This window comes from Corynebacterium coyleae (assembly GCF_030408635.1).
GTDB lineage: Bacteria > Actinomycetota > Actinomycetes > Mycobacteriales > Mycobacteriaceae > Corynebacterium > Corynebacterium coyleae.
Genome location: NZ_CP047198.1, coordinates 1,991,892 through 2,018,836, shown reverse-complemented (window position 1 = coordinate 2,018,836; position 26,945 = coordinate 1,991,892). Strand labels below are relative to the sequence as shown.

Annotated in this window: 29 protein-coding genes and 2 tRNA genes; 22 read left to right on the top strand and 9 right to left on the bottom strand. The window is 61.5% G+C overall.

The window, feature by feature from the left end; translation table 11 throughout:
• The first annotated feature begins 6 nt into the window (after positions 1-6).
• Positions 7-2,562 (top strand): ABC transporter permease, encoded by a 2,556-nt coding sequence (locus CCOY_RS09850; protein ID WP_342027936.1) that lies wholly within the window; start codon positions 7-9, stop codon positions 2,560-2,562.
• Between the two features lie 3 nt (positions 2,563-2,565).
• Here CCOY_RS09850 and CCOY_RS09845 read toward each other — a convergent pair whose 3' ends face one another.
• The 5 genes from CCOY_RS09845 to CCOY_RS09825 are packed head-to-tail and all read right to left on the bottom strand — an operon-like array spanning position 2,566 to position 5,436.
• Complete coding sequence (locus tag CCOY_RS09845) at positions 2,566-2,931, bottom strand: FluC/FEX family fluoride channel (protein WP_070422609.1); 366 nt, start codon at positions 2,929-2,931, stop codon at positions 2,566-2,568.
• Positions 2,924-3,274, bottom strand: a complete 351-nt coding sequence (locus CCOY_RS09840; RefSeq protein WP_083284794.1) for a CrcB family protein — start codon at positions 3,272-3,274, stop codon at positions 2,924-2,926. The genes CCOY_RS09845 and CCOY_RS09840 overlap by 8 nt, the downstream gene beginning before the upstream one ends.
• 18 nt (positions 3,275-3,292) lie before the next feature.
• Positions 3,293-3,667, bottom strand: a complete 375-nt coding sequence (locus CCOY_RS09835) for a fluoride efflux transporter FluC (RefSeq protein WP_070483505.1) — start codon at positions 3,665-3,667, stop codon at positions 3,293-3,295.
• Positions 3,660-4,046, bottom strand: coding sequence for a CrcB family protein (locus tag CCOY_RS09830; protein ID WP_244268632.1), 387 nt, complete (start codon positions 4,044-4,046; stop codon positions 3,660-3,662). Before CCOY_RS09830 ends, CCOY_RS09835 begins: the two co-directional genes overlap by 8 nt.
• Positions 4,018-5,436, bottom strand: coding sequence for an alanine/glycine:cation symporter family protein (locus tag CCOY_RS09825; RefSeq protein ID WP_092100596.1), 1,419 nt, complete (start codon positions 5,434-5,436; stop codon positions 4,018-4,020). Before CCOY_RS09825 ends, CCOY_RS09830 begins: the two co-directional genes overlap by 29 nt.
• Before the next feature lie 115 nt (positions 5,437-5,551).
• Here CCOY_RS09825 and pgm point away from each other — a divergent pair, with 115 nt between their 5' ends.
• The 9 genes from pgm (at position 5,552) to CCOY_RS09780 (ending at position 10,961) form a co-directional block, all read left to right on the top strand.
• Entirely contained in the window at positions 5,552-7,177 is a 1,626-nt protein-coding gene (gene pgm / locus CCOY_RS09820; RefSeq protein WP_092100595.1) for a phosphoglucomutase (alpha-D-glucose-1,6-bisphosphate-dependent), read from the top strand.
• Positions 7,178-7,195: 18 nt separating this feature from the next.
• The gene (locus CCOY_RS09815; protein ID WP_256365999.1) at positions 7,196-7,678 is read left to right on the top strand and encodes a MauE/DoxX family redox-associated membrane protein; all 483 of its coding nucleotides are present in this window, start codon (positions 7,196-7,198) and stop codon (positions 7,676-7,678) included.
• Between the two features lie 67 nt (positions 7,679-7,745).
• Entirely contained in the window at positions 7,746-8,537 is a 792-nt protein-coding gene (locus CCOY_RS09810; protein WP_070422604.1) for a DsbA family protein, read from the top strand.
• A 152-nt stretch (positions 8,538-8,689) separates the two neighbouring features.
• Positions 8,690-8,762, top strand: a tRNA-Ala gene (locus CCOY_RS09805).
• Between the two features lie 27 nt (positions 8,763-8,789).
• A tRNA-Ala gene (locus CCOY_RS09800) sits at positions 8,790-8,865 on the top strand.
• Positions 8,866-8,916: 51 nt separating this feature from the next.
• Positions 8,917-9,363, top strand: coding sequence for a methylated-DNA--[protein]-cysteine S-methyltransferase (locus CCOY_RS09795; protein ID WP_070422603.1), 447 nt, complete (start codon positions 8,917-8,919; stop codon positions 9,361-9,363).
• The gene (locus tag CCOY_RS09790) at positions 9,356-10,117 is read left to right on the top strand and encodes a fructosamine kinase family protein (RefSeq protein ID WP_092100594.1); all 762 of its coding nucleotides are present in this window, start codon (positions 9,356-9,358) and stop codon (positions 10,115-10,117) included. Before CCOY_RS09795 ends, CCOY_RS09790 begins: the two co-directional genes overlap by 8 nt.
• A gap of 47 nt (positions 10,118-10,164) precedes the next feature.
• Complete coding sequence (locus CCOY_RS09785) at positions 10,165-10,545, top strand: type II toxin-antitoxin system prevent-host-death family antitoxin (RefSeq protein WP_092100593.1); 381 nt, start codon at positions 10,165-10,167, stop codon at positions 10,543-10,545.
• Entirely contained in the window at positions 10,545-10,961 is a 417-nt protein-coding gene (locus tag CCOY_RS09780; protein WP_070422600.1) for a type II toxin-antitoxin system VapC family toxin, read from the top strand. Before CCOY_RS09785 ends, CCOY_RS09780 begins: the two co-directional genes overlap by 1 nt.
• On the opposite strand, the gene nadE is transcribed toward CCOY_RS09780, so the two are convergent.
• Positions 10,958-11,785 (bottom strand): NAD(+) synthase, encoded by an 828-nt coding sequence (gene nadE / locus CCOY_RS09775; RefSeq protein WP_070422599.1) that lies wholly within the window; start codon positions 11,783-11,785, stop codon positions 10,958-10,960. The genes CCOY_RS09780 and nadE overlap by 4 nt on opposite strands.
• A 132-nt stretch (positions 11,786-11,917) precedes the next feature.
• On the opposite strand from nadE, the gene ykgO reads away from it, so the two are divergent.
• The 4 genes from ykgO to nrdE all read left to right on the top strand — a co-directional run bounded on the left by ykgO (position 11,918) and on the right by nrdE (position 15,384).
• Positions 11,918-12,040 (top strand): type B 50S ribosomal protein L36, encoded by a 123-nt coding sequence (gene ykgO, locus CCOY_RS09770; protein WP_038612879.1) that lies wholly within the window; start codon positions 11,918-11,920, stop codon positions 12,038-12,040.
• Positions 12,041-12,361: 321 nt separating this feature from the next.
• A complete protein-coding gene (nrdH, locus tag CCOY_RS09765) occupies positions 12,362-12,592 on the top strand; it encodes a glutaredoxin-like protein NrdH (protein WP_070422598.1) in 231 nt (76 codons plus the stop codon).
• A gap of 78 nt (positions 12,593-12,670) precedes the next feature.
• Positions 12,671-13,207, top strand: a complete 537-nt coding sequence (nrdI, locus tag CCOY_RS09760) for a class Ib ribonucleoside-diphosphate reductase assembly flavoprotein NrdI (protein ID WP_083279447.1) — start codon at positions 12,671-12,673, stop codon at positions 13,205-13,207.
• 11 nt (positions 13,208-13,218) lie between these two features.
• The gene (gene nrdE / locus CCOY_RS09755) at positions 13,219-15,384 is read left to right on the top strand and encodes a class 1b ribonucleoside-diphosphate reductase subunit alpha (RefSeq protein ID WP_092100591.1); all 2,166 of its coding nucleotides are present in this window, start codon (positions 13,219-13,221) and stop codon (positions 15,382-15,384) included.
• A 61-nt stretch (positions 15,385-15,445) separates the two neighbouring features.
• On the opposite strand, the gene CCOY_RS09750 is transcribed toward nrdE, so the two are convergent.
• Positions 15,446-16,162 carry a FadR/GntR family transcriptional regulator gene (locus tag CCOY_RS09750; RefSeq protein ID WP_092100590.1) on the bottom strand — a complete coding sequence of 239 codons (717 nt, stop codon included), beginning with the start codon at positions 16,160-16,162 and terminating at the stop codon, positions 15,446-15,448.
• Positions 16,163-16,284: 122 nt separating this feature from the next.
• On the opposite strand from CCOY_RS09750, the gene nrdF reads away from it, so the two are divergent.
• From nrdF to CCOY_RS09735, 3 genes are all read left to right on the top strand, one after another.
• Entirely contained in the window at positions 16,285-17,274 is a 990-nt protein-coding gene (gene nrdF, locus CCOY_RS09745) for a class 1b ribonucleoside-diphosphate reductase subunit beta (RefSeq protein ID WP_167594461.1), read from the top strand.
• 228 nt (positions 17,275-17,502) lie between these two features.
• A complete protein-coding gene (ctaD, locus tag CCOY_RS09740; RefSeq protein WP_070422595.1) occupies positions 17,503-19,203 on the top strand; it encodes an aa3-type cytochrome oxidase subunit I in 1,701 nt (566 codons plus the stop codon).
• A gap of 91 nt (positions 19,204-19,294) precedes the next feature.
• The gene (locus CCOY_RS09735; protein WP_092100586.1) at positions 19,295-20,020 is read left to right on the top strand and encodes a peptidyl-tRNA hydrolase; all 726 of its coding nucleotides are present in this window, start codon (positions 19,295-19,297) and stop codon (positions 20,018-20,020) included.
• Here the strand turns inward: CCOY_RS09735 and CCOY_RS09730 are convergent.
• Both CCOY_RS09730 and CCOY_RS09725 read right to left on the bottom strand, forming a co-directional pair.
• Complete coding sequence (locus tag CCOY_RS09730; RefSeq protein WP_092100584.1) at positions 20,010-21,968, bottom strand: ATP-dependent DNA helicase; 1,959 nt, start codon at positions 21,966-21,968, stop codon at positions 20,010-20,012. The two genes, CCOY_RS09735 and CCOY_RS09730, sit on opposite strands and share 11 nt — an antisense overlap.
• 3 nt (positions 21,969-21,971) lie before the next feature.
• A complete protein-coding gene (locus CCOY_RS09725; RefSeq protein WP_070422592.1) occupies positions 21,972-23,297 on the bottom strand; it encodes a nicotinate phosphoribosyltransferase in 1,326 nt (441 codons plus the stop codon).
• Positions 23,298-23,391: 94 nt separating this feature from the next.
• Between CCOY_RS09725 and clpS the strand changes: the two genes are divergently transcribed.
• The 5 genes from clpS to murI all read left to right on the top strand — a co-directional run bounded on the left by clpS (position 23,392) and on the right by murI (position 26,903).
• Positions 23,392-23,691 (top strand): ATP-dependent Clp protease adapter ClpS, encoded by a 300-nt coding sequence (clpS, locus tag CCOY_RS09720; protein ID WP_070422616.1) that lies wholly within the window; start codon positions 23,392-23,394, stop codon positions 23,689-23,691.
• Between the two features lie 9 nt (positions 23,692-23,700).
• Positions 23,701-24,240 carry a DUF2017 domain-containing protein gene (locus tag CCOY_RS09715; RefSeq protein WP_070816483.1) on the top strand — a complete coding sequence of 180 codons (540 nt, stop codon included), beginning with the start codon at positions 23,701-23,703 and terminating at the stop codon, positions 24,238-24,240.
• Between the two features lie 9 nt (positions 24,241-24,249).
• Entirely contained in the window at positions 24,250-25,209 is a 960-nt protein-coding gene (locus CCOY_RS09710) for a P1 family peptidase (protein ID WP_092100582.1), read from the top strand.
• Between the two features lie 150 nt (positions 25,210-25,359).
• A complete protein-coding gene (locus CCOY_RS09705; protein ID WP_425284120.1) occupies positions 25,360-26,088 on the top strand; it encodes a rhomboid family intramembrane serine protease in 729 nt (242 codons plus the stop codon).
• A complete protein-coding gene (murI, locus tag CCOY_RS09700) occupies positions 26,085-26,903 on the top strand; it encodes a glutamate racemase (RefSeq protein WP_070422589.1) in 819 nt (272 codons plus the stop codon). Before CCOY_RS09705 ends, murI begins: the two co-directional genes overlap by 4 nt.
• Positions 26,904-26,945 lie beyond the last annotated feature (42 nt).

The window sequence follows — 26,945 nt, the reverse complement described above, 5'->3', positions numbered from 1 at the left end:
GGGCCAGTGAACTCCACGATGAATAAGGTGTCGCTGCGCAATCTTGCGGCGCACAAATTGCGGCTCGCGCTGACGGTGTTGGCGGTGGTGCTTGGCACGTCGTTCCTGTCTGGTGCGCTGATGTTCACCAACATGTTGTCGTCGACGTTCGACTCTGCCGTAGACACTGTGCTTGACGATGTCGATGCGGTGGTGCGCCCAGCCGAGGGCGAAGGCGCCTTGGATAAGGAGACTGTTGATGGCATTAAGGCGAGCTCGAGCGTTGACCGTGTGAATCTGATGGCGGATGAGCCGGTGGTGCTCGCAACTGATGATGAGGTTGCGGTGCAGACGCGTCTTGGTTCGTCGCGTTTGGGGGTGTTTTACGAGCCGCAGGACACGGTTGGCCGAACGGTCGAGGTGGTCGAAGGTCACGCACCGAAAGAGATCGGCGATGCGGTGATCAACGCCAATGGCGCGCATGAGTATGGCCTGCATGTTGGGCAAGAGTTGATCGTTGTGGACCGTGATGGTCGGAATACGGTGCGCATTACTGGGCTTATCGACGACCCCCTGGTGCAGGCCACCTCTTTACGCCTCGGGGTAACCGAAGAGACTTACTTGGACTATTACTCCTATGAGGAGCGTTTCCCGGCGATCACTGTCGGGGCGAAGGAAGGCGTGGGGGCCGCGGAGGTTGTGGACAACCTGCGCAGCGAGTTTCCTGGACTGAAGATAGAGGCGGGGGAGAAGGTTGCGCAGGAAACGACGGAGCAGATTCGGGACGCTCTGAGCTTTGTTACGTACTTCTTGGTTGCGTTTGGTCTGGTTGGTCTTTTGGTAGGCACGTTTCTGATCGCGAACACCTTCTCTATGATCGTGGCGCAACGCACGAAGGAGTTTGCGCTGCTGCGGGCTCTGGGGGCGTCGCGCGGGCAGATCACGCGGTCTGTGGCGCTGGAAGCGGCTTTGGTCGGGTTGTTGGGCTCGGTGCTTGGCGTGGTGGCTGGTGCCGGGCTGGTGTTGGTGATTCGTGCGGGGATGAACACGTTCGGCATGCCCCTTCCGCAATCGGGGATTGGGTTGTCGGTTGATGCGGTGGTGGTGCCACTGGTCGTCGGCACGGTGGTGACGGTGCTTTCGGCGCTGGCGCCGGCGCGGAAGGCAGGCAAGGTCCGGCCGGTGGAGGCGATGCGGGCGAGCGAGGCTGCGACGCCGCAGCCATTGATGTGGCGCACCATAGCTGGCGCAGTATTAGTCGTTGTGGCGGTTGTTGCGGCGGGTTACGCAATGGCGTGGGATGACGGTGCGACGCGCCACCGGGCGATCCTGGTTGGTGTGGCTGCGTTGAGCGTGATTAGTGGTCTGTTCCTTGCGGGACCTGCGTTGAGTCTGCCGGTTGTGCCTCCGTTGGGGCGTGTCATCGGGGCACCGTTCGGGGAGGTGGGCAGGCTCGCGTCGACGAATACGCGGCGTAACCCGCGCCGGACTGCAACAACGGCGTTCGCGCTGATGTTGGGCATTTCGTTGGTGACCATGATTGGCATGCTTGGCGCGTCGATGAAGCAATCGGTGGATGACGTGGCCGCAAGCGAGGTCAATGCGGACTATGTGCTGATGGGCCCGGAGATGGGGTCGTTCCCGGTGCCGGGGGATTTGCCGGACAGGCTCGCTGAGGTGGACGGTGTGGGCAATATCGCGTCGTACACTCAGGCACCGATCACGGTCGACGGAGAGTTTGGCCACCAGTTCGGGCCGGTCGGGATGACGGATGTGCTGCGCGGTGACCCGTCGGATCTTATCGACCTCAACGTGGTAGACGGCGACGTATCGCTGACTGGTGACTCGCTGATCGCACCGGAGCACATCGCCCAAGAGCGCGGCTGGAAGGTCGGTGATACAGTCCAAGTGGCCGCACCGAGTGCTCCGGGAAAGACCGTCGACGTGACGGTTGCCGGCCTGTTTAGTGGGTCGAATGTGTTGCAGATGTTTGTGGTGTCGGATTCGGCGGCGGCGAAGGTGTCGTCGATAAGCAATACGCGCCTGCTGATGGTGGGCGTTGACAGCGACGGCTCCACCGATCTGGAGACGCTGCGCGCGCGGCTGGAAGATGAGGTGCGCGGCGACATTGTGGTGCAGGTGCGCTCCGCGGAGGAGATGAGTGGCGAGGTTACGGCGCTGATCGATCAGATGCTGTTCATCCTGTACGCGCTGTTGTCGCTGGCGGTGGTGGTGGCGGTGCTTGGCATTGTGAATACGCTGACGCTGTCCGTGATTGAGCGTAGGCAGGAGATTGGTATGTTGCGCGCGGTGGGCTCGCAACGTAGACAGATCCGCACGATGATCCTGCTGGAGTCGGTGCAGATGACGGTCTACGGCGCGGTGCTTGGCGTGCTGCTGGGGCTTGGGCTTGGCTGGGCGTTCCTGACGGTGCTTGAGAGCCAAGGCTTGACGACGATTGCCGTACCAACCGGGCTCATCGCCACCGTCTTGGCTGCCTCGGTAGTAGTGGGGCTGCTCGCCGCAGTGTGGCCGGGCCAGCGCGCTGCGAAGACACCGCCACTGGATGCGATTGCGGAGTAGGGCTTAGCGGGTGGCGAACGACGCCACCTGCGCACCGATTCCGGCCGCGAGCACCGCGAACGCCGCGGTGCTTATCCCGTACTCGGCGGCGAGGCGGAACTTGCCGTCTTTAATCAACGCCCCGAGTTGGCGGGCCAACAGTGACAGTGTTGAAAGTGCGCCGGCAAACCCAACACCAACGGCGGTTTGCCACATGGAAGGCAGGAAGATTGCCACGCCGATGATGCCGGAGGCGGCGATGTTGGCAATGAAGGTTGCCATCAACAGGTTGTGCACGACGGCCATGATCGCCCAACGCACAAACCCGCCGAGCATGCCGCCGAAAAAGACACCGAGGACGGCGCCGAGCATCCACGTTGCATCAGACATGGTGCTTCACCCGTGACGCATCTCCGGCCATCCACGCCAATGTGGCAGAGACAAGCCCGAGCGTGATGATGAACGCCGCCCACAGCACCGACGAGTGGGATGAGGCCAATGCCACTGCGGAAAGGGTGCTGAACCCGCCGAGGAAACCCACGCCCCAAAACGGCCCCGGCGCGAAGTAGCCCATGGCGTAGCAGGCGGTGAGGTTCACTGCGAAGGTGACGGCTAGGGCGAGCGCTTCCGGGGTGGCGGGGTTGACCCAAATGAGCAAAATGAAGCGTGCAAGCGCCCCGCAGCCAGCACCGAGGGCAACGATGAGGCCGGTTTTCAGGGATGTTATCTGCACGTCTGTCCAGTGTAACCGTTAAGCGCCAAAGGCTCGAAGGCCCCAGCGCAGACCGAACCAGGCAGCCAGGATGCCGATCACGGCGGTAGACAGGCCGTAGCGCAGGGCCTCGCTGTGCTTTTTCGCCTTGATGAGCTCGCCGAGTTCTTTGGCAAAGGTGGACCAGGTAGACAGCGCGCCAGCGAACCCGACGCCGAGGGCCAACTGCCAGGCCACTGGGGTGGTGACGGCGAAGCCTGCGACGGTGGAACCGACGACGTTGGCGGCGAAGGTGGCGGCGTGGGCGTTGTGGATGATGCGGGTCAGTGCGTAGCGGGCGGCGCCGCCGAACAGTGCGCCGGCGAAGACGGCGGCGAGGGTGAGGGCGAGGCTAAGCGCGGCGATGTTAAGCATTGCGGCGGCTCCTGAGTGCGTCGCCGGCGAACCACGCGCCGATGGCGGTGGCGTAGCTCAGTGTGATGATGCCGAGCGCCTCGATGGCCTGCGATTGCATCGCGGCTACAGAGACGGCGGAGTAGGTGGTTAAGCCGCCGAGGAAGCCCGTGCCCCACAGCGGGCCGGGCTTGAACAGGCCCATGGCGAAGCAGCCGGCGATGTTCACCGCGAAGGTCAGGGCCAGGGCAGCGGTGGAGCCGGGGGCGGCGCCGAGGATGACGAGGTGTCTGACCACTGCCCCCAACGCCGCGCCAAGGGCGACGGTGAAGGTGGTGGAGAGGGTGTCGTCGATACGCATAGGCGCGAGCCTAGTGCCAATCCATCTGCTGGCGCTCAACGAACGCCGCGACCTCCTCCGGCGACTTCTTCAAGTACGGATCCCACGCGAGGTACTCGCGGGTCTCGCGCACCACAATGCCGGACAGCAGGAGCAAGCCGATGAGGTTCGGGATAGCCATGAGCCCGTTGGACAGGTCGGAGAAAGTCCACGCCAACTCCAGGGAAGCAACCGCGCCGACAAAGGACAGGGCGGTGAAGAACATGCGGTAGGGGATCGACGCCCACTCGCCGAACAGGGCGACGATGGCGCGCTCGCCGTAGTAGGACCAGCCCAGGATGGTGGAGAAGGCGAAGAAGATCAGGGCGACGGAGACGATGAGGCTGCCCCACTCACCGGGAAGTGCCTGGCCGAATGCGGAGGCGGTCATGATGGCGGCTTCCTCGCGGCCCATGTCCCAGGTGCCTGCGGTGACGATGACCAGGCCGGTGATGGTGACGACGATGATGGTGTCGATAAACGTCTGCGTCATGGAAACGAGAGCCTGGCGCGCCGGGTGCTGCGTCTTGGCTGCCGCGGCGGCGATGGCGGCGGAACCCATGCCGGATTCGTTGGAGAAAATACCGCGGGCGACACCGAACTGGATGGCCAGCATGATGCCGGAGCCGACGAAGCCGCCGGTGGCAGCGGTGCCGGTGAATGCGTCGGTGAAGATGGTGGCAATCGCGGCCGGTACGCGGTCTGCCATAAGTACCAGTGCGGTGATGCCGCCGCCGACGTAAATGACAATCATCAGCGGTACGAACGCTGCGGTGATCTTGCCGATGCCCTCAATGCCGCCCAGGACGGCAGCGCCAACGGCGAAGAAGATGATCACGCCGGCCACGTTGGCGCTGATGCCAAACGCGTCGTGCATGCCGGCGGCGATGGAGTTGCCCTGCGCGAGGTTGCCAATGCCGAAGGACGCGAAGATGGTGAACAGGGTAAACGCGGTGGCGAGGAATTTGCCGAAGCCGCCGCCGACACCAGTCTTCAGGTACTCGTGCGGGCCGCCCTGCTGCTTGCCCTTCTTGTCGGTGGTGCGGAAGCGCACACCCAGGTAGGCCTCGGAGTACTTCGACGCCATGCCGACGATGCCGGTGAGCCAGATCCAAAACAGTGCACCAGGGCCACCGATGGAGATCGCGGTGGCCACACCGACGATGTTGCCGGTGCCCACCGTCGCCGCCAGCGCGGTGGTCAGTGCCTGGTAGTTGGAGATGTCGCCCGCGCCCTCTTCAGCCTTATCGACGAACGCATGACGCGTCGCCCGACCCAGCGTGCTGAACTGGATACCGCGCAGCCGGACAGTGAGGAACAAACCAGTGCCCAGCAGCAGCGGAATGAGGACGAAAGGCCCCCAAACGATGGACGAGATAGTGCTCAAAATGTCGTTGAGGGTGGAAGCCATGCGGAAGAGTAAAGCATACGCATAGCAGAATAATATAAAACTGGCAGAGTTTAGATTCACAGACGATGATGGAGCTGTCCATACACACCCTCAGCCCGCAACAAAAGGAGCCCCCATGGCACACGAGCGCGCCGGCCAACCCGCCCGCGACGAGGACCTCATCGACATTGCCGAGCTGGTCACCGCCTACTACACCCGCGATATCGACCCCGACAATGTGGACCAGCAAGTGGTGTTCGGCACCTCGGGTCACCGCGGGTCGTCGTTAGATAATGCATTCAACGAAGCGCATATCTTGGCGACGACGCAGGCGATCGTCGATTACCGCCGCGGCGAAGGCATCACCGGTCCGGTCTACATCGGCCGTGACCCCCACGCCCTGTCGGAGCCGGCGATGGTTTCCGCGCTCGAGGTGCTCATTGCCAACGAGGTACCAGTGCGTGTCGACGCCGCCGGGCGCTACACCCCAACCCCAGCCGTCTCTCACGCGATTTTGACCCACCCCGGCGGAAGCGCCGACGGCATCGTGGTTACCCCATCGCACAACCCACCGCGCGACGGCGGCTTTAAATACAACCCGCCAAGCGGCGGACCCGCACCGGCGGAAGCTACGGACTGGATTGCGCGCCGGGCCAACGAATACATTGCCGCAGGCCTGAGGGGCGTGAAGCGGGTATCGGTCAGTGGCGTGCTGGACGAGCGTGCGGAGAAGTTCGGCTACCTCGATCACTACGTCTCCGACCTGGACAGCGTGGTGGATATGGACGCCATCAAGGCATCTGGCCTGTACATCGGCGCAGACCCGATGGGTGGGGCGAGCGTGGACTACTGGGGAGCGATCGGGGAGCGCTACGGGCTGAACCTCGTGGTGGTCAACCCACGCGTGGACGCCACCTGGCGGTTTATGACCCTGGACACCGACGGCAAGATCCGCATGGACTGCTCCAGTGCAGACTCCATGGCATCGCTCGTGCATAACCGCGACAAGTACGACCTGGCCACCGGCAACGACGCCGACGCGGACCGCCACGGCATTGTCACCCCGGACGCCGGGCTGATGAACCCGAATCACTACCTCGCCGTGGCCATCGAGTACCTGTTTAGTCACCGCGACGGCTGGGCGAAGGACACGGCGGTGGGCAAGACCTTGGTGTCCTCGTCGATGATCGACCGCGTTGTCGCATCGCTCGGGCGTGACCTCGTCGAGGTCCCGGTTGGATTCAAGTGGTTCGTGCCAGGACTCGTCAGCGGCACCATCGGCTTCGGTGGCGAAGAATCCGCCGGTGCGTCCTTCCTGCGCAAAAACGGCAAGGTCTGGTCCACCGACAAGGACGGCCTGATCATGGACCTGCTCGCCGCCGAAATCACTGCGGTAACAGGCAAAACTCCGTCGCAGCGCTACGCCGAGCTCGAAGCGCAGTACGGCTCGCCTGCATATGCGCGTATCGACGCCCCCGCAAACCGCGAAGAAAAAGCCACCCTGAAGGCCCTTTCGCCCGACCAAGTGCAGGCGAGTGAACTGGCGGGTGAGGTTATCTCTGCAAAGCTAACGGAGGCCCCAGGAAACGGCGCGGCCATCGGCGGGCTGAAGGTGACCACCGAAAACGCCTGGTTTGCCGCGCGCCCCTCCGGCACCGAAGACAAGTACAAGATCTACGCCGAATCGTTCCTCGGCGCGGAGCACGTGGCGCAGGTGCAGGAAGAAGCCAAAGCGCTCGTGTCACAGGTCTTGGGCAAATAGGGGAGTAGAATCAGCCGAGTGAGCACAACGACAGCCGCGCCTGCAACGCGCGACACAAAAACACTGGTCCTGGACGTGTTGTCCGCGTTAGCGCGGTTCTACATGGCCTACATTTGGATCTCTGCTGGGTGGGCAAAAATTGGTGTCCACCTGGATACCGCCAAAACCATCGAGGCCTACGAAATCTTCACCCCAGCCTGGTCCGACTTGCTGGCCCATATCATCGGGCCGCTCGAGCTCGCAGGTGGTTTGTTGCTGCTGCTGGGCATCAACCTGCGCTGGTCGGGCAAGGTGTCCATCTACGTGCTCGTGCTGTTCATCATCGGCATGCTGTCCGCTTGGCAGCGGGGACTCGTTATCGACTGTGGCTGTTTCGACCCGTCCGCAGCCGGCGAAGGGGAGACGAATCTGCTCGCTACGGTGTTCCGCGATGTCATCTACATCGCCATCACAGGCTTCATGATGTGGCGCCCGTTTAAGAAGTTTGCAATTTACCCCTAAACTTGACCGTTGTACGCAGTACCCGTCCACCGCGCCGTGATCGCGGCGCCAACAACAGGAGACACGTGTGACCACACGCAAAGTGCAAAACCCGAACCAGAGCGGTAGCAAGGCCTTCATCTGGGCCGTCGTCGCTGTTATCGCGATTGCTCTGCTTGTCATCGGCATCATTGTCTACAACGGCAAGGCAAACCGCAGCGCTGCAAAGCAGGCGGAGATGATCGACGTCACCGGTATCAACGTCGAGTGGAACCAAGAAGAAGACATCATCCACATCACCGGCGAAAACAAGGATGCCAACAAGGCTGAACTTTTCGAAGACTTCTCCTGCTCCCACTGTGCAGACCTGCACGTTGCTACCGATGAGCAGATGCTGGAGAAGGTCCGCGCGGGTGAAATCAACGTGGACCTGCGCCCGATGACCGCACTCGATGGCGGCATGACGGGCCACTCCACCAAGGCACTGGCTGCCGAGCTGGCGCTGCTGGCCCACGGCGATTTCTCTTCCGCGTTCACCTTGCGCAACTTCCTGTTTGAGAACCAGCAGTCGGCGTACAACAAGTACGACGAGAACGGCTTCGCAGATCTGGCCGCAGACTACGGTGCAAGCGATGAGGCTGTGAAGGATATTCGCGACGGCAAGTTCATCGACACCGCGAAGCGTCTTGGCGACGACAACCGCAAGTACCAGGAAGACAAGACCGGTGAGGCATGGACCCCGCGCGTGCTTGTCGATGGCGAGGATGTGGAAAAGCTCGTCGATATTGAGGAACTCCGAGAGATCACGGGCAACCCGAACCTCGACGAGAAGGAGGACTCTCCGCGTGACTTCTGGCCGGAGGTCCTGGCCAGCCGCTAAACACAAAGACCAATATCGGCTTTTAGCCCCAAGCGGCCTGCATTTGCCCAGGTCGCATCCTGAAGCGGTGGCTAAAAGCCGATATCGCCTTTTGTGGGGGCTGGCGATTTGGCCGGGGGCGGGCTGGCCCGGTATATTGACCAAAGTTCCAAGGGGCTATGGCGCAGTTGGTAGCGCACCACACTGGCAGTGTGGGGGTCACGGGTTCGAATCCCGTTAGCTCCACTCCACAACTACATACCGTTTACACGCGGGGCTATGGCGCAGTTGGTAGCGCACCACACTGGCAGTGTGGGGGTCACGGGTTCGAATCCCGTTAGCTCCACCACGAAGGCTGTCCGACCGTTTGGTCGGGCAGCCTTTCTCGTATCGTGGGCCCATGGATACTTCAATCGGTCAGCTTGGGGTGGTGACCTCAGCAGGTGCCGTTTCGAGGGTGCTGTTGCCCGGGGATGCAGGGCAGTCGCGTATCGACGACACCGTCACCGCTGCCCTCGCCACCCAACAGATCGCCGAGTATTTCGCCGGGGAGCGCAGGGCGTTCGACGTGCCACTGAACCTGGATGGCGTGACCGAGTTCCGGGCTGAGGTGCTGCGGGCGCTCATGGAGGTCCCGTACGGTGAGACGACGACGTATGGGGAGTTGGCTCGGGCGGTGGGCCGCCCCAAAGCAGTGCGCGCAGTGGGAAGCGCCTGTGCGACGAATCCGCTTCCGATCCTGATCCCGTGCCACCGCGTGCTGCGCAGCGATGGCGCGCTTGGGGGCTACCGTGGCGGGACAGAAGCAAAACGTTTCCTACTGGCATTGGAGAGCATTGATGTCTGACACGTTTGTGAAGCACGGCAGCGCGCCAGGAGCGGCGGCAGCCGAGGCCGCGTACCTGCGCTGGCTGCGTGAGGGCTCGGCTGCCGTCGTGGAGGTGTTGGACCTTGACGAGGAGGCGAACACGCTGACCATCGAGCGGGTCGACAGTGCCCGCCCCACCAAAGACGCAGCGAGACAGGCGGGACGCGAGTTGGCGGCCATCCACGCGATGGGTGCGGATGCGTTTGGTGCGCCGGCAGACGGCTGGGAGGGGCCGAACTTCATTGGCACCCGCGAGCAGGCCTGTCGGCCAGAGAAACGGTGGGCGGTGTTCTATACCGAGCAGCGCGTCCTGCCGTTCGCGGAAAATGCGGTGCGTGCGGGCAACCTGAACCGGGAAGGACTGGAGACGGTGCGGCGCGTCTGCGACGCACTGGTGCGGGAAGACGAGGAGGCTCCCTTGGCGCGCATTCATGGCGACCTGTGGACGGGCAACCTGCTGTTTTCGCCAGAAGGCCCGCGTTTTATCGACCCGGCCGCGCACGGCGGGCACCCGTTGACCGACATCGCGATGCTGGAGCTATTCGGAGCGCCGTACCTCGACGCGATCGTCGGCGGCTACATCGACGCCGGAGGCGAGCTCGGACAGGATTGGCAGCGGCGCATCGCGATCCACCAGATGCACCCGCTTGCGGTGCACGCCTGGACACATGGTCCGTCGTACGGATCGGCACTGGTGCGGGCGGCAGAAGAGTCCTTGCGGGTTGTTGGGTAGCACACTATCCTGCAATGTAAGACATGTAATACATCGGGAGGTGTCGCATGAACATCGAGGAACGCCTACAGGCGCTGTTAGCGAGACAAGCCGACGGCACCACGGTGTCGATGCGCCAACTAAATCAGAAGACGCGTGCTGTGATCGACCGTGTTTCGAAGGAGGGGGTCACGTTGACCGTGACCGACAGGGGAGTGCCAATCGCGGAAATTCGTCCGGTGAGCCAGAAAACCGGACTAGATCGACTCGAGGAGCTTGGGCTGCTTGCGCAGAAGGGAAAAGTCTTCGAAGAAGGGTGGAGGCCCGCAGCGTCTGCTGTATCGCTTGAAGAGTGGTTGGAAGGAGAACGCGGGGAAGATCGCTTAGAACGGGTGATGGCGGATCTGCAGGCTCTCGACTTGGCGCGTACCGAAAAGGGCGAAGGGTGATGACTGGGGTGGAGCCGCTTGCATATGTCGATGCATCTGTACTGATTGCCTCCTCGGGCAGGGAGGCGCATAGCGAGTGGGCTTTGTCTGTGCTCTGGGGAAAGGCTTTGGTGAGCTCGGCCATCGTGCGTGTGGAGTTAGCTCGTTTTGCGCATCGAATGGGCTACGGCGCCGAAGATTTGAGCGAATTGGAATCTAGAGTCTCGTTCCTCAGTATCGATGATCGCGTCATTGAGGCAGCAGTTGCAGTGAGTGGAGAAGCGAAAGCCTTGGACGCCCTGCATGTTGGGACTTGGGCAAGGATGCAATCACTAGGGCTGAACTGCCCATTCATTACGGCGGACCGGAAACAAGCAGCAGCTGCACTATCGGTAGGGGCGACGGTGGTTCACCCCTATGGTGGAGATCTGCTCTAGCTGCGCCACCAAGTGTCGGCAGGGCCCGGCGGCATGTGGCGCTTGTGCTGGCCGATGCGCCACAGGTGCTCGAGGCGCTTCTGGGCGTCGGCGGGGATGGTCTTGCCTTCGAGGTAGTCGTCGATGTGCGCGTAGGTGATGCCAAGCGCTTCCTCGTCGGGAAGGGCTGGGCGGTCCTCCTCCAGATCGGCGGTGGGCACCTTCTCCCACAGGCGCGGATCGGCGTCGAGGTGCTTGAGCATTGTCGCACCCTGGCGCTTGTTCAAGCCTGCCAGTGGGATGAGGTCGGCCGCGCCATCGCCGTGCTTGGTGAAAAACCCGGTGACGTTCTCCGCTGCGTGATCGGAGCCGATGACCAGCAGGCCACGCTCACCAGCGATGGCGTACTGGGCGATCATGCGCATACGTGCCTTGACGTTGCCTTTGTTGAAGTCGCCGAGTCCCTCCACACCGAGCGCGCCTGCGACGGCTCCGGACAGCGCGGTGGTGGCCGGCTCAATGTCCACGGTTACCGTCTCGTCCGGAGCGATGAACCGCAGCGCCAGTTGCGCGTCGTCCTCGTCGGCCTGCACGCCGTGGGGGAGACGGACAGCGACAAACTCGGCAGCCGAGCCAGCCTCGCGTCGCTTCACTACCGCGAGCTGGGCCAACTTGCCGGCGAGGGTGGAGTCCTGCCCGCCGGAAATGCCAAGCACGTAGCCTTTTGCGCCGGTGCGGTCGAGGTAATCGGCCAAGAATTGCACGCGGCGGTCGATCTCTGCGGCAGGGTCGATAACGGGGGACACGCCGAGTGCGGCGATGATCTCGGATTGCATAGCGCTCATCGTATATGGGAGGGGGATACGTGAGGGTTTTGATTCAGTGCGGGTGATGTGTAACATTTATCCCCGTGTTGCGACCCGGCAGTTCGCCGTGCGTCGCTAATTGCAGGTAATCCGAGCAGAAAGGAGCGCCCGATGAAGGTCCGCAAGTCGCTTCGGTCGCTGAAGAACAAGCCGGGCGCCCAGGTTGTGCGCCGCAACGGCAAGGTTTACGTGATCAACAAGAAGGATCCGCGCTTCAAGGCCCGTCAGGGTTAATTGTCGCGAGCAGGCGCCCCGTCACCGTGTGGTGGCGGGGTTTTTGCGTTCCCAAAAACAGGCGGAGTTTTAGGGCGGGATGAATCTATTTCAGGAAAATTACAGCCGTGAAACAAGGAAAGCTGATGTTGTGGCTATGCGGGTGGACTACATGTAGGTAATGCCGGGTGCCTATCCTGGGAATATCACCCATGTAACTACTACATGTAGTAGCAGTTGCCCTTCTTAGCCCCAAGGTATAGTGTCTCTTGGTGTTGCCCCGCGGAGACGGGGACAGAAGAAAATCTCCCCAAAGAACCCGCAGAGAAGGGACCACAAGCGATGTCGATCACCGTTTACAGCAAGCCGGCGTGCATGCAGTGCAAGGCAACCGAGAAGGCGCTGAAGAAGGCCGGCCTTGAGTACACCACCGTCGACATTTCTGTGGACGAAGAGGCCCGCGATTACGTGATGGCCCTCGGCTATGTTCAGGCTCCGGTGGTTGAGGCTAACGGTGAGCACTGGTCCGGCTTCCGCCCGGAGCGCATCAAGGGTCTGCTCGCAGCGGCATAAGCCTCGCGCGCATACCGGCGCCATGGGGCGCCTCCCTGGCAATAGCCTTCTGAAATCTGCACAAGAAAGGTAGTGGCCATGCTGGTCGTCTACTTCTCCTCCGCCACTGAGAACACGAAGCGGTTTGTGGAGAAGCTCGGCCTTCCTGCGAAGCGGATCCCCCTGCGCAGAACCGATCCGGAACTCGTCGTCGACGAGCCATACATCCTCATCTGTCCCACTTACGGAGGTGGGGTGAGCGTGAGTGGTGGTAATTCCAGGCCGGTGCCGGCGCAAGTGATCCGCTTCATGAACAATGAGGGCAATCGCACCTTGATGCGGGGTGTGATCGCCGCCGGAAACTCTAACTTTGGTGCGGATTACTGCCTTGCTGGGCCGGTGATCGCTGACAAGTGTAAGGTCCCGTACTTATACAGGTTTGAGCTCATGGGCTCGGCCGAAGATGTCGCGCATGTGCGCAACCAACTGATTGAAAACGCTGAACGATTGGGTTTGCGTGGGGGACCGGAGGTCGTCGATACGCAAGCGCACGTGCAGCAGGCTCCGGATGAGTCGGAGCGATTGGCAAAACTGCGCGAAAAATACGCCGGTAAATACAAAAGAACTACGAACTGAAAGGCCTCGAAATGTCTACTCTGCCCCTCGGTAAGAATGTCCCGGAGCCGGCTCATGAAAAGGACCAGCTGGATTACCACGCGTTGAACGCGCTGCTGAACCTCTACGACGAGGACGGCCAGATCCAGTTTGATAAGGACCGTGAGGCTGCGAATCAGTTCTTCCTGCAGCACGTGAACCAGAACACGGTGTACTTCCACGATTTGGAAGAGAAGATCGATTATCTGGTCACCAACAAGTACTACGAGCCGGACACGATTGAGAAGTACGAGTGGGATTTTATTAAGGACACCTTCAAGCGTGCCTACTCCTACAAGTTCCGTTTCAAGTCGTTCCTCGGTGCGTACAAGTACTACACCTCGTACACGCTGAAGACGTTCGATGGTCGTCGTTACCTGGAGCGTTTCGAGGATCGTGTGGCCATGACGGCGCTGTTCCTCGCCGATGGCAACCAGGATCTTGCATTCGCGCTTGTCGACGAGATCATGACCGGCCGTTTCCAGCCAGCCACCCCGACCTTCCTCAACGCAGGTAAGGCACAGCGCGGCGAACTTGTGTCCTGCTTCCTGCTGCGTATCGAGGACAACATGGAGTCCATCGGCCGCGCCATCAACTCCTCGCTGCAGCTGTCCAAGCGCGGCGGTGGTGTGGCGCTGCTGCTGTCAAACATCCGCGAGTCCGGTGCGCCGATTAAGCACATTGAGAACCAGTCTTCCGGCGTCATCCCTGTGATGAAGCTTCTAGAGGACGCGTTCTCTTACGCCAACCAGCTCGGTGCCCGCCAGGGTGCAGGTGCTGTGTATCTGAACGCGCACCACCCGGACATCATGCGGTTCTTGGACACCAAGCGTGAGAACGCCGACGAGAAGATCCGCATTAAGACGCTGTCGTTGGGCGTTGTCATTCCGGACATCACCTTCGAGCTGGCCAAGCGTAACGACGATATGTACCTGTTCTCCCCGTACGACGTCGAACGTGTCTACGGCGTGCCGTTCGCAGACATTTCTGTGACGGAGAAGTACGAAGAGATGGTCGAGGACCCACGCATCCGCAAGTCCAAGATCAACGCCCGTAACTTTTTCCAGACCCTGGCAGAGATCCAGTTCGAGTCCGGCTACCCGTACATCATGTACGAAGACACCGCGAACCGTGCGAACCCGGTGAAGACCGGCCGCATCAACATGTCCAACCTGTGCTCGGAGATCCTGCAGGTTAACTCTCCGTCGGTGCTGAACGAGGACCTGACTTACGCGGAAGTCGGCCACGACATCTCCTGCAACCTGGGCTCGCTGAATATCGCAATGGCGATGGATTCCGAGGACTTCGGCCGCACGGTCGAAACGGCAATCCGTGCGCTGACAGCCGTGGCAGACAAGACGTCGATCGAGTCCGTGCCGCCGGTGCGCGACGGCAACGAAGCTTCCCACGCTATTGGTCTCGGCCAGATGAACCTGCACGGCTACCTTGGCCGTGAGCACATCGAGTACGGCTCCGAGGAAGGCCTGGACTTCACCAACGCCTACTTTGCTGCGGTGATGTACGAGTGCATCCGCGCATCCCACAAGATTGCGGTGGAGAAGGGCAGCGCGTTTAAGGACTTTGACAAGTCTGAGTACGCAACGGGTGAGTTCTTCGACCGTTACGATCCGGCTGATTTCGCGCCGAAGACCGACAAGGTCAAGGCACTGTTTGAAAAGTCCAACATTGCTGTGCCGACGGCGGAGCAGTGGGCGCAGCTCAAGGCAGACGTGGCCCGTGACGGCATCTACAACCGTTACCTGCAGGCTGTGCCGCCGACCGGTTCGATTTCCTACATCAACAACTCGACCTCGTCGATCCACCCGATCGCATCCAAGATCGAGATCCGTAAGGAAGGCAAGATCGGCCGCGTCTACTACCCGGCGCCGCACATGAACAACGAGAACATCGAATACTTCAAGGACGCGTACGAGATCGGCTACGAAAAGATCATCGATACGTATGCAGTTGCCACGAAGTATGTGGATCAGGGCCTGTCGCTCACCCTGTTCTTCAAGGACACGGTGACCACTCGCGACATCAACCGCGCACAGATCTACGCATGGCGCAAGGGCATTAAGACCCTGTACTACATCCGCCTGCGTCAGATGGCGTTGGAAGGCACCGAGGTCGACGGTTGCGTCTCCTGCATGCTCTAAGCACGTAGGGAGGGGCTCGGGGGTTGGGGTTCCCGCCTGTAGGAGGCGGGAACCCCGGGGGTTAAATTTCCATGAACTCGTTCACGCCGCGCAGGAGTCGTCGAGAAGCATCTTCTGCACGATCCGGATCGTTGTTGGCGATCGCGTCAGCGAGCTCGATGTGAATCTTCATGGTGGTCATCTCCGGATCGTCCGGCATGATGCCGTACTCGGAGCGCCCCTTCATCACATCCATGATCGGCTGGGTCAACTGGACAAACATTTCGTTGCGTGACGCGGTCAGCAGCAAAGAGTGAAAACGCGCGTCAGCTTCTTGGAACTCGTCCGAGTTACCCGCGACCTGGTCAGCGAGCTCCACGATGCGCTCGGCGAGGGCAGAAAGTTCACGGGCTTCCGCAGGGGTGGCATGTGTCGCCGCGAGTCGTGCTGCGGACGGTTCGATGGCATCACGGAGTTCGCGCAGTGAGGTGATCTGGGCGTGACGTTGCTCGTCGCTACGCAAGCGCCAAGAAATGATCTGGTGGTCAAACACATTCCACTCGGACTGGGGGAGCACCTTCAAGCCCACGCGGCGTGACGACGACACCAACCCCAACTGTTCAAGCGCACGCATCGCTTCGCGTGCCACGGTGCGGGAAATGTCGAACCGTTCGGACAGGTCGTGGAGCGTAAACGTATTGCCCTCCGGCTGGACACCCGAGACGATCTCTTCCCCTAACACATCCAGGATGGACGAGAGTAGGGGTTGCGTGGGTGAGCGCTTGTCGCTCGAAGTCACAGTGCCCTCCTTCAGGCAGCTAATTGTGTGTAATTCGTCAGTATCTTAGGTCATTGAGACGCTCATTCAATGCAATTTCAAGCCCGATTTCTTTTATGGGGGTCTCGGGTAGGATGGTCGCCATGACTGACGAATACGTGGGTTACCTTGAGTCTCACACCAAACCGGTGAAGGCGATTAATTGGAACAATGTGCCCGACGACAAGGATCTCGAGGTTTGGGATCGCTTGACGGGTAATTTCTGGTTGCCGGAGAAGATTCCGGTGTCCAATGACATTCCGAGCTGGAACACGCTGACTGAGGATGAAAAGGCCGCAACCATGCGTGTGTTCACCGGCCTGACGCTCCTGGACACGATCCAGGGCACAGTTGGTGCGGTGTCGTTGCTTCCGGATGCGACGTCGATGCACGAAGAGGCAGTGTTGACCAACATTGCCTTCATGGAGTCGGTACACGCGAAGTCCTACTCCAACATTTTTATGACGCTTGCAGATACCCCTTCTATTAACGAGGCATTCCGTTGGTCGGAGGAAAACGAGTACCTGCAGCGCAAGGCGAAGATCATCCTGTCCTACTACGAGGGCGATGATCCGCTGAAGCGCAAGGTTGCTTCCGTGATGCTGGAATCGTTCCTGTTCTACTCGGGTTTCTACCTGCCGCTGAACTGGTCGGTGCACTCGAAGCTGACCAACACGGCCGACATCATCCGCCTGATCATCCGCGACGAGGCAGTGCACGGCTACTACATCGGCTACAAGTACCAGCTCGGTGTGCGCAACGAGTCCGAAGAGCGGAAGGAAGAGCTCAAGGATTACGCCTTCGATCTGCTGTACGACCTGTACGAGAATGAGAATCAGTACACCGAGGATATTTACGACCCGCTCGGTTGGACCGAGGACGTGAAGCGCTTCCTTCGCTACAACGCGAATAAGGCGCTGAACAACCTTGGATATGAGGGCTTGTTCCCGGCGGATGAGACGAAGGTTTCGCCGGCAATTCTGGCGTCGCTGTCGCCGAATGCCGATGAGAACCACGACTTCTTCTCTGGTTCGGGTTCCTCCTACGTTATTGGTCGTGCGGAGGATACCCAGGACGACGACTGGGACTTCTAAGCACTGTTTGCTTGTCGACGACGCCTCGCCACCCGGCGAGGCGTCTCCCATTTGCAGACAACGCAGCAGGGTTGCCTGCATGGGTTCACCCCGCAAGGGGGAACAGTATTCGGAGAGGCTGGAAAAACAGTGTGCAGAACGTTATGCTGATCCGGTATCACTCGTGGCAGCTGTGCGTGATTCGAGGCAATTCGGGTCAAGTGCAGTTGTCGAAATCAGGAGGATTCAATGACCGCTGTGGCACCTAGGCTGGACAATCACGTCCCGCCGACACGCCCCGAGCCGACGGGCCATGCCCGCAAGGGTTCGCAATTTTATAAGCAACTCATCACGACCGACCACAAAGACCTCGGCATCATGTACATCATCATGTCGTTCGTGTGGTTCTTCGTGGCTGGCCTGATGGCCCTGCTGATTCGTCTGGAGCTCTTCAGCCCAGGCCTGCAGTTCCTGTCCAACGAGCAGTTCAACCAGCTGTTCACCATGCACGGCACCGTGATGCTTCTGGCATTCGGTACCCCAATCGTTTGGGGTTTTGCTAACTACGTTCTGCCGCTGCAGATCGGCGCCCCTGATGTGGCCTTCCCGCGCCTGAACGCATTCGGCTTCTGGGTCACCACCGTTGGTGTTATCGCCATGCTGGCCGGCTTCGTTACCCCGGGTGGCGCTGCTGACTTCGGCTGGACGATGTACATGCCGCTGGCTGACGCAACGCACACGCCGTCCGTTTCCGCCAACCTCTGGATTGTCGGTGTAGGCGCTACCGGTGTGGGCACCATTGCTTCCGCCGTGAACATGCTCACCACTGTGCTGACCATGCGTGCGCCGGGTATGACCATGTTCCGTATGCCGGTGTTCACCTGGACGGTGTTTGTTACCTCGATCATCGCGCTGATGATCTTCCCGCTGCTGACCGCAGCTGCAATGGGTGTGCTCTTCGACCGTCTCATCGGCGGCCACATCTACGACACCGCTAACGGCGGCACGATCCTGTGGCAGCACCTGTTCTGGTTCTTCGGCCACCCTGAGGTGTACGTCCTCGCACTGCCGTTCTTCGGCCTGGTGTCCGAGATCGTCCCGGTGTTCTCCCGTAAGCCGATCTTCGGCTACATCGGCCTGGTCTTCGCAACCCTGGCTATTGCAGGTCTGTCCATGGCTGTGTGGGCACACCACATGTTCGCCACCGGCGCTGTCCTGCTTCCGTTCTTCTCGTTCATGACCTTCCTGATTTCGGTTCCGACCGGTGTGAAGTTCTTCAACTGGCTCGGCACCATGTGGAACGGTCACCTGACGTTCGAGACCCCGATGCTGTGGGCAACGGGCTTCCTGTTCACCTTCCTCTTCGGTGGTCTGACCGGCATTATGCTGGCTGCTCCGCCGTTGGACTTCCAGCTGCACGACTCCTACTTCGTGGTTGCGCACTTCCACTACACCCTGTTTGGTACCGTGGTGTTCGCTTCCACCGCTGGCGTGTACTTCTGGTTCCCGAAGATGACCGGCCGCATGCTGGACGAGAAGCTGGGCAAGATTCACTTCTGGCTCGTTGTTATCGGCTTCAACCTGACCTTCATGGTTCAGCACTGGCTGGGCAACATGGGTATGCCGCGTCGTTACGCTGACTACCTCGACACCGATGGCTTCACCCTCCTGAACCAGGTGTCCACTGTTGGCTCCTTCATCCTGGGTATCGGCTTCCTGCCGTTCATCTGGAACGTGTTCAAGTCCTGGCGCTACGGCGAGATCGTCACCGTCGACGATCCGTGGGGCTACGGCAACTCCCTCGAGTGGGCAACCTCCTGCCCGCCGCCGCGCCATAACTTCACCTCCCTGCCGCGTATCCGCTCCGAGCGTCCTGCGTTCGAGCTGCACTACCCGCACATGGTGGAGACCCTGCGTCGTGAGGCCCACACTGGCCACCGCGAGGCATAACACCCCAGCCAAGTAGCAACGGACTACTGGCCTCCTGAACTCAGCCCCCGCTTCGGCGGGGGCTTTGTTGTGTCCACTACCCTGAACCACGATGAACGCCGCCACAACCGAAATCACAAGCGCATACGAGCTGCTGCGGGAACGCGTCGTAGATGACTACCGCCAACGCAGCGAGGATCCAAACGACCCATCGACAGTGCAGGCGATGCAACTCGCCATCAATCTGCCCAAGCAGGATCCGCCCAGCCGCAACGCGGTGCTTGTTTGCGCCGCCCGCGCCGTCGTCGCCGTATGCCTCGACTCTCGTGCGGGCATCGATGGCTTCTGGCGCGACGGGGTAGAGCAGTGGTATTCACACCGCATCCGTAAGGTTGCCCGGAGGGCACGGAACAAGGCTTGGGATGACGTGCAGGCGTTACCTGGGGTGACAGTGGGATCGGTACGCGCGTTTGTTCCGTCTGCTGTAGGGGATGTGCCACATGCGATAGCCAAGTTGCAGATCAAGGGCACAGAACTCGAGGAGGGCGAAGACCTGCCGCTCGTCGAGGGTGCTCCGTTGATCGCAGTGGACAGTTCGCTTGCGATGTCCGCGGGCAAGGCGGCCGCACAGGTAGGACACGCCTCAATGTTGCTTGCTGCGGCGCAGGACCTCGAGTGGGTGCTGGACTGGGCCGAGCAGGGGTTCCCGCTAAACGTGCGTGAAGTGTCTGCTGATCAGTTCCGTGAGTACTGCGATCGGCCAGGTGCGGTCGCGGTGCGAGACGCGGGCTACACGGAGGTCGCGCCCGGTTCCACCACCGTGGTGGCTATCCCTTAGCCACCAACCTCTTCAACGCGCCGCGAACGACCTCGGGGTCGGTGGTATCCCAGAAGGCGGGGAGGCTGCGGCGGATAAACGAGCCGTAACGCTTCGTCACTAAGCGATTGTCCAGCACTGCCACGACCCCGCGGTCATTGACGGAGCGCAGCAAGCGGCCGGCACCTTGCGCCATGAGCAGCGCCGCGTGGGTGGCGGAGACCTCCATGAAGCCCGACCGGCCGGCGGCATCGGCGGCGTTCGCCCGGGCCTGCAACAGGGGATCGTCGGGGCGGGGGAAGGGGATGCGATCGATGATGACCAGCGAGCACGAGCTCCCTGGAACGTCGACGCCCTGCCACAACGTCAGTGTGCCGAACAGACATGAGTTCTCTGACTTGGCAAAACTATCAACCAGTACACCGGTGGAGTCCTCGCCCTGCAACAAGATGTCGAAGGGGAGGCGGGCCCGCATGGCTTCGGCGGCCTGTTCGGCGGCTCGTCGAGAAGAAAATAGCCCTAAGGTGCGACCACCTGCCGCGGTAATCAACTCAGCGATCTCGTCGAGCGTCTCTTTGGCAAGCCCATCGCGGCCCGGGGTGGGCAGGTGCTTCGCGGTGTAGAGGATGCCCGACTTGGCGGGGTCGAACGGGGTGCCAGCGTCGAGCGAGTCCCAGGTGCCCTTCGGCAAGCCCCAGGCGCTGGCCATGGCGTTGAAGTTGCCGCCGACCGTCAACGTGGCAGAGGTAAGCACCACGGTGCGCTCCCCGAAAAGCCGTTCGTGGAGCAGCCCCGCGACCGACAGGGGCGCGACGGAGACGGAATCGCCGTGGCGGTCGGAGCGGGTGAGCCACACAACGTCGGTGTGCTTGGCCGGATCCGGCTCGTCGAACACACCGAGGATGCGCACGATCGCGTCGTGGAGATCCTCCAAGTGGTTGGTCAGGTTGCCACGCTCCGCAAACTTCTCCGGATCGTTCTGGGCCTCACCCTCGGGCGGTTCGCCGATGGACTGGCGGGTCTTCCACAACGCGTCGCGCAGAGCGACAAAACCACCACGTGCCGGGTCGGAAATGGTTTCCCACCGGCCGGGGGCTTCGAGGTCGATGGCGGCAGTGAAGTCGTCGATAACGTCCTCGAGTGTTTCGCGTTTCGCGCCAAGCTTGTCGGCACGGCGAGCTGCCATGGCGAGTGCGCGTGCGGAAATCTCCGCGGTAGCGACGGAGGTGATGCGTCCGTCGAGTTCGTGGGCCTCGTCGATAATCACAGCATCGTGCTGGGGGAGCACGTCCACATCGGCGAGGGCATCGATAGCCAGTAGTGCGTGGTTGGTGACCACGATGTCCACGTCCTTGGTGCGCTCCCGGGCGATCTCCGCGAAGCAGTCCTGGCCGTGCGGACAACGCGTCGCCCCCAAGCACTCACGGGAGGTAACCGAAACTTGGCGCCACGCCTGATCTGGCACACCGGGAACCAGATCGTCGCGGTCACCGGTCGGGGTGTCCTGTGCCCACTCGGCGACGCGCTTGACGTGTTTGCCCAGCCAGGTCAGATCCTCTTCCTCGATGAGGGTGTCGCTGGGGTCCTCCGCAAGCACCTTGTGCAAACAGACGTAGTTGTTACGGCCCTTTTGGATGGCAAAGGTTGGTCGCTGGGGCAGGAGAGGCTCAAGCGCGTCGGCAAGGCGCGGCAGGTCACGGTCGACCAGTTGGCGCTGCAGCGCGATCGTCGCAGTGGAGACCACAACGGTTGTGTCGTGCATCTGCGCATAACGGAGTGCAGGAACCAGGTACGCCAGGGACTTACCCGTACCAGTGCCTGCCTGAACGGCAAGGTGACGTTCGGAATCCAACGCACGAGTGACCGCGTCGGCCATCTTGACCTGGCCAGGCCGGCGCGAGCCGCCGAGCGACTCGACGGCAGCCGAAAGCAACTCACCTGTGCTGTGCGAAAGCGGTTCGTCTGCCACGGCCTACTCGGTGGGCTCCGGAAACCCGATAAAACGGGTCGGGATGGCAACCTCGCCGCGCGACAGAGCGAGGCCCTCCCAGGGCAGGGTGGTGCGTGCTTCGGCGTGCAGCTTTCGGCTGTCCTCGATGCTTGGCTGGTTGTCCAGGACCTCACCGTCGCGGATCATCGGCACGGTCAGCTCGCGGTAGTCCAGGTTCGGCTTGCGGGGGATTTCGGCGCCCATCGGGTGGATAATCTCGCCCACCGCAACGCCGGAGGAGCGGTACGCGCGAAGCGCAGACTTGCCGCCGCCGTAGGTGACCTTGCCGGAAGAACGCTTGGCCACGGGGTGGCCTTCGACCTCGACGAGCTTGTAGACCAGGCCAGCCGTAGGCGCGCCGGAGCCTGTCACCACAGAGGTGCCGACGCCGAAGCCATCGACTGGGTCGCCGCGCAGACCTGCGATGGCGAACTCATCCAAGTCGGAGGAGACGATGATCTTGGTGTTGAACGCACCTGCCTCGTCGAGTTGCTTGCGTACGCGGCGTGAGACGATGCCGAGATCACCAGAATCGATACGCACCGCGCCGAGTTCGGTGCCAGCAACCTCGAGCGCGTTGTCCACGCCCTTGGTGATGTCAAAGGTATCCACCAGCAGCGTGGTGTCCTTACCTAGGGACTTAATCTGGCCGGCAAAGGCGGCCTTTTCATCGGGCTGGCCGTTCTCGTCGACATGCAGCAGCGTCCACGAGTGGGCGGCAGTACCGGACGCCGGGATGCCGTGGCGTAGCGACGCCTCCATGTTGGAAGTTGCGTCAAAACCCGCGATGTAGGTCGCACGTGCAGCCGAAACGGCAGCCTCTTCGTGGGTACGGCGCGAACCCATCTCGATAATCGGCCGGCCGTCTGCCGCGGAGACCATACGCGACGCGGCGGAGGCAATCGCGGAGTCGGCATTCAGGATGGACAGGATGACAGTTTCCAAGATGACGCACTCGGCGAACGTGCCGCGCACCGTCATGATTGGGGAGTACGGGAAGTACAGATCGCCCTCCCGGTAGCCGTCCACCTGGCCGGAGAAGCGGAAGTTGCGGAGATATTCGCGTGCTGCATCGGAAAGGAAATCGGCGGTTGCGATCTGCTCTTCGGTGAAGCGGAAGCGGGTAATTGCGTCGAGGGCACGCGCGGTACCTGCGACGACGCCGTAGCGGCGCTCGTTGGGCATGCGGCGGCCAAAGACTTCGAAAACACACTCGCGTTCGGCTGTGCCATCTTGGATGGCGGCGTCGAGCATGGTGAGCTCGTACATGTCGGTTAAAAACGCGGTAGAGGGCAGCGGTTGGTTCATGGTGTGCAAGCGTACCCTCCCGTCCCCTCCCGTCCGACGGGGTAAGGTGGTTCACATGTTTGCTTCAGCTCGCAACGCTGCCGAACCGGCGCATATGAGTTCGCCGATGGCGACCCCGGAGCTCGACGAGGCCGTCGATGTCGAGGTGGCCACGAGCGAGAACCTGCCATGGTTGTGCATTGTGTGGGACGACCCGGTGAACCTGATGAGTTATGTCACCTATGTGTTCCAGACGGTGCTGGGCTACGACCGCAAGCGCGCCCAGGAGCTGATGATGCAGGTCCACACTGAGGGCAAGGCTGTGGTCTCTTCTGGCGAGAAGGACAAGGTAGAAACCGACGTGAAGAAACTGCATACCGCCGGTCTGTGGGCGACGATGCAGCAGGCAGGGTAGAGGAGACGAATGCAGCCTTGGCGTAAGAAGAAGGGGTTGATGCGTTCAACCCCGAAGTACACGACCACGTTTGATCCGATGGAGCGTGAGGTCATTGGGGATCTCACGGCGACGGTGTCGGAGGCGTTGATTGCACGTGCGCAGTCGGCTCCGAAGGATGAGTTCGCGGAGATGATGGGGGTTTCCACCGGGCACACGGAGGCGCCACAGGATCCGAAGTTGGCTCGTTTGTTGCCCGACTTTGAGCGTGAGGGCGACGAGGAGTTCGAGGGCGACAACGGTTTGTTGCGCAGCTTGCATGAAAACGACATCATTCGTGCGAAGTTGATCAATCTGCAGGTGGTCAACGAGGCGCTCGGCCCCACTGGTGGCGTTGAGGTCACCATCGAGGAAGAAGACGCGCACAAGTTCATCGCTGCGGTCAACGACATGCGCCTCTACATTGCCGCTGACACTTCGGGTGGCGAGGGCGCTCAGCAGGAGCGCGCGATGCTCGTGGAGTGGCTCGCGTACTGTCAGGATTCTTTGCTCGACGCATTGATGGGCTAGCTCGAGCGCATGCGTATCGACGACCCCTTGGCCCGCATCGGCCACACCTCACTCGCGGACACTGGCGTGACCGCGATCCTCGCACCGCACGAGGCGGGCATGGTTGCCGCCGTCGACGTGCGCGGCGGTGGCCCTGGTACTCGTGAGACTGACTTGCTCGAGCCGCACAATACGGTTGAGCGCGTCCACGCGATCATGCTGTGCGGTGGGTCTGCGTTTGGGCTTGCTGCCGCCGATGGAGCGATGGCCGAGCTGGAACGCCGCGGTTGGGGCTTTCCGGTGTTCGGCGAAGACATGCCGGGCCCCCGGGTGCCGATCGTGCCTGCGGCGGTGATCTTCGACCTTGTCGTCGGCGACCCGGCACACCGCCCCACTGCGGCCGATGGTGCAGCCGCGATCACCGTCGCCTTCGACGGTGGTGCAGGAGCGACCGGCAGTGTCGGTGCTGGCTGTGGCGCAACCGCTGGCGTGCTGCGGGGTGGGTTTGGCCAGGCCACGGTGAGCACGATGAGCACGGACGGCTACACGGTTGAGGCGTATGTGGTTGCCAATCCGGTTGGGATGGTCGTCGATAAGCACACCGGGCTCCTCTACGGCGATGGCGCGAAACCCGCGGTGGACCTGGAGCGGTTTAACGCGCTTGAGCGCCCCACACCGAAACTGAACACCACGATCGGTGTGATTGCCACGAATGCGCCGCTCACAAAGCCACAACTCAAGCGCGTGGCAATGACCGGGCACGACGGCATCGCGCGAGCCATTCGCCCCGCGCACTCGCCACTCGACGGCGACACGTTGTTCGCAGTGTCCACCGCTCAACCTGGTGCGCAGCCGGTCAGCGATGTCGAAGCTTTCGGACGCATCGGAGAAGCCGGCGCCCAAGCAGTGCAGGCTGCAATCGTGGACGCTGTAGTAAACGCAACCGGTGACTTTGGTATCACCGCCTGGCGCGACATCGCACGCGCCTAGCGCAGGCAGCTAAGCTGCACCACGATGAACAATAACAACCACCACACCCCTGAAGGCTGGGGCTACGGACGCACCGAACAGCCCGGCTACGGCAAGCCGTTCCAGCGTCCGTTCTCCCACCCAGAGACCCAACCGCCCGCGTTCGGCGGCATGCCTGCGCCGGGTGTGCCACACAACCCCTATGCCAACCAGCGTCAGCCGTACGGCCAGCCGGGCATGGGGTTGCAGGGACAGGGTTACCCGGCGAGCAGGTCGCTCAAACGCACGCAGCAGCGCAAATCCGGGCTGCGCTTTGCAGGTGGCTTCCTGGCCCTGATTTGGGCTGTGTTTATTCTCCAGCTCTTCTTCCCGTGGCTGCAGGGCTTTGGCATACACCCGCTGGACATCAACGGTCTGCCGATGATTTTCACCTCGCCGCTGCTGCACGCGAATCTGGAACACATCATTTCCAACTCGCTGCCGGGTGCGCTGTTTGCCTACCTCATCGGTTACTCCGGCAAGCGCGTGTTTTGGGAGGTGACAACGTTCGTTCTGCTCATCGGCGGACTCGGCACCTGGGTGTTCGGCGGTATTGGCACGAACCACATTGGCGCATCCGGCCTGGTGTATGGCTGGTTGGCGTACCTGTTGGTGCGTGGCTTTTTCAACCGCTCGATTGGTCAGATTCTTACCGGCTTAATCCTCGGCTTCTTCTACTCCGGTTTGATTTGGGGTGTGCTGCCGGGCACTGAGGGTGTCAGTTGGCAGGCGCACCTCTTTGGCGCGATCGGTGGCATTGTCGCCGGCATGATCATCACGTCTGACGATCCGCCGGAGCTCGCCGCGAAAAAGCATGCGAAGAAGCAGGCGAAGGCTGCGGAAAAGCAGGCGCGCAGGTGAGTAACCAGGTAAGCAACCAGGTAAGTAACAACGCGCCGATTGGGTTGTTCGACTCCGGTGTCGGCGGGCTGACCGTGGCGCGTGCGGTGATGGATCAGTTGCCGGGCGAATCCTTGATTTATATCGGCGATACCGCCAATAGCCCGTACGGTCCGCAGCCGATCGCGGATGTGCGCGCTCATTCGCAGCGCATTGCTGACGATCTGGTGGAACGTGGCTGCAAGATGCTTGTCATTGCGTGTAACACCGCCACCGCCGCGTTTCTTCATGATGCCCGCGAGCGCTACAGCATCCCTGTCCTCGAAGTGATCCAGCCTGCAGTACGCCGTGCGATGGCGACCACCCGAAACAACAAGATCGGCGTCATTGGCACCGAAGGCACCGTCACCTCTGGTGCGTATCAGGACTTCTTCGCGGTCAACCCGAATGTGGATGTCACCGCTGTTGCCTGCCCTGATTTCGTCCCCCTCGTGGAGCAGGGCGTGACCTCCGGCAAGCATGTGCTCGAGGTCGCCCGCGGCTATGTGGAGCCGCTGCGCGAAGCAGGCGTGGACACGCTTGTGCTCGGCTGTACGCACTATCCGCTGCTTTCCGGCGTGATCCAGCTTGCCGTTGGCGATGATGTCACGCTCGTGTCCTCAGCGGAGGAAACCTCGAAGGATGTGTTGCGCGTGCTCACGGAGAGCGATTTGCTTAGCGACGACACCACCGCCCCAATCCGCATCTTCGAATCCACCGGAGATCCTGGCACATTCGATGAGCTCGCCCGCCGATTCCTCGGCCCTCAGGTGCATGCGGTGGGCAACAGACTGTAAAACTCGCCGTGCGCTTCGGCGATCCAGTGTGAAATTAGGGCG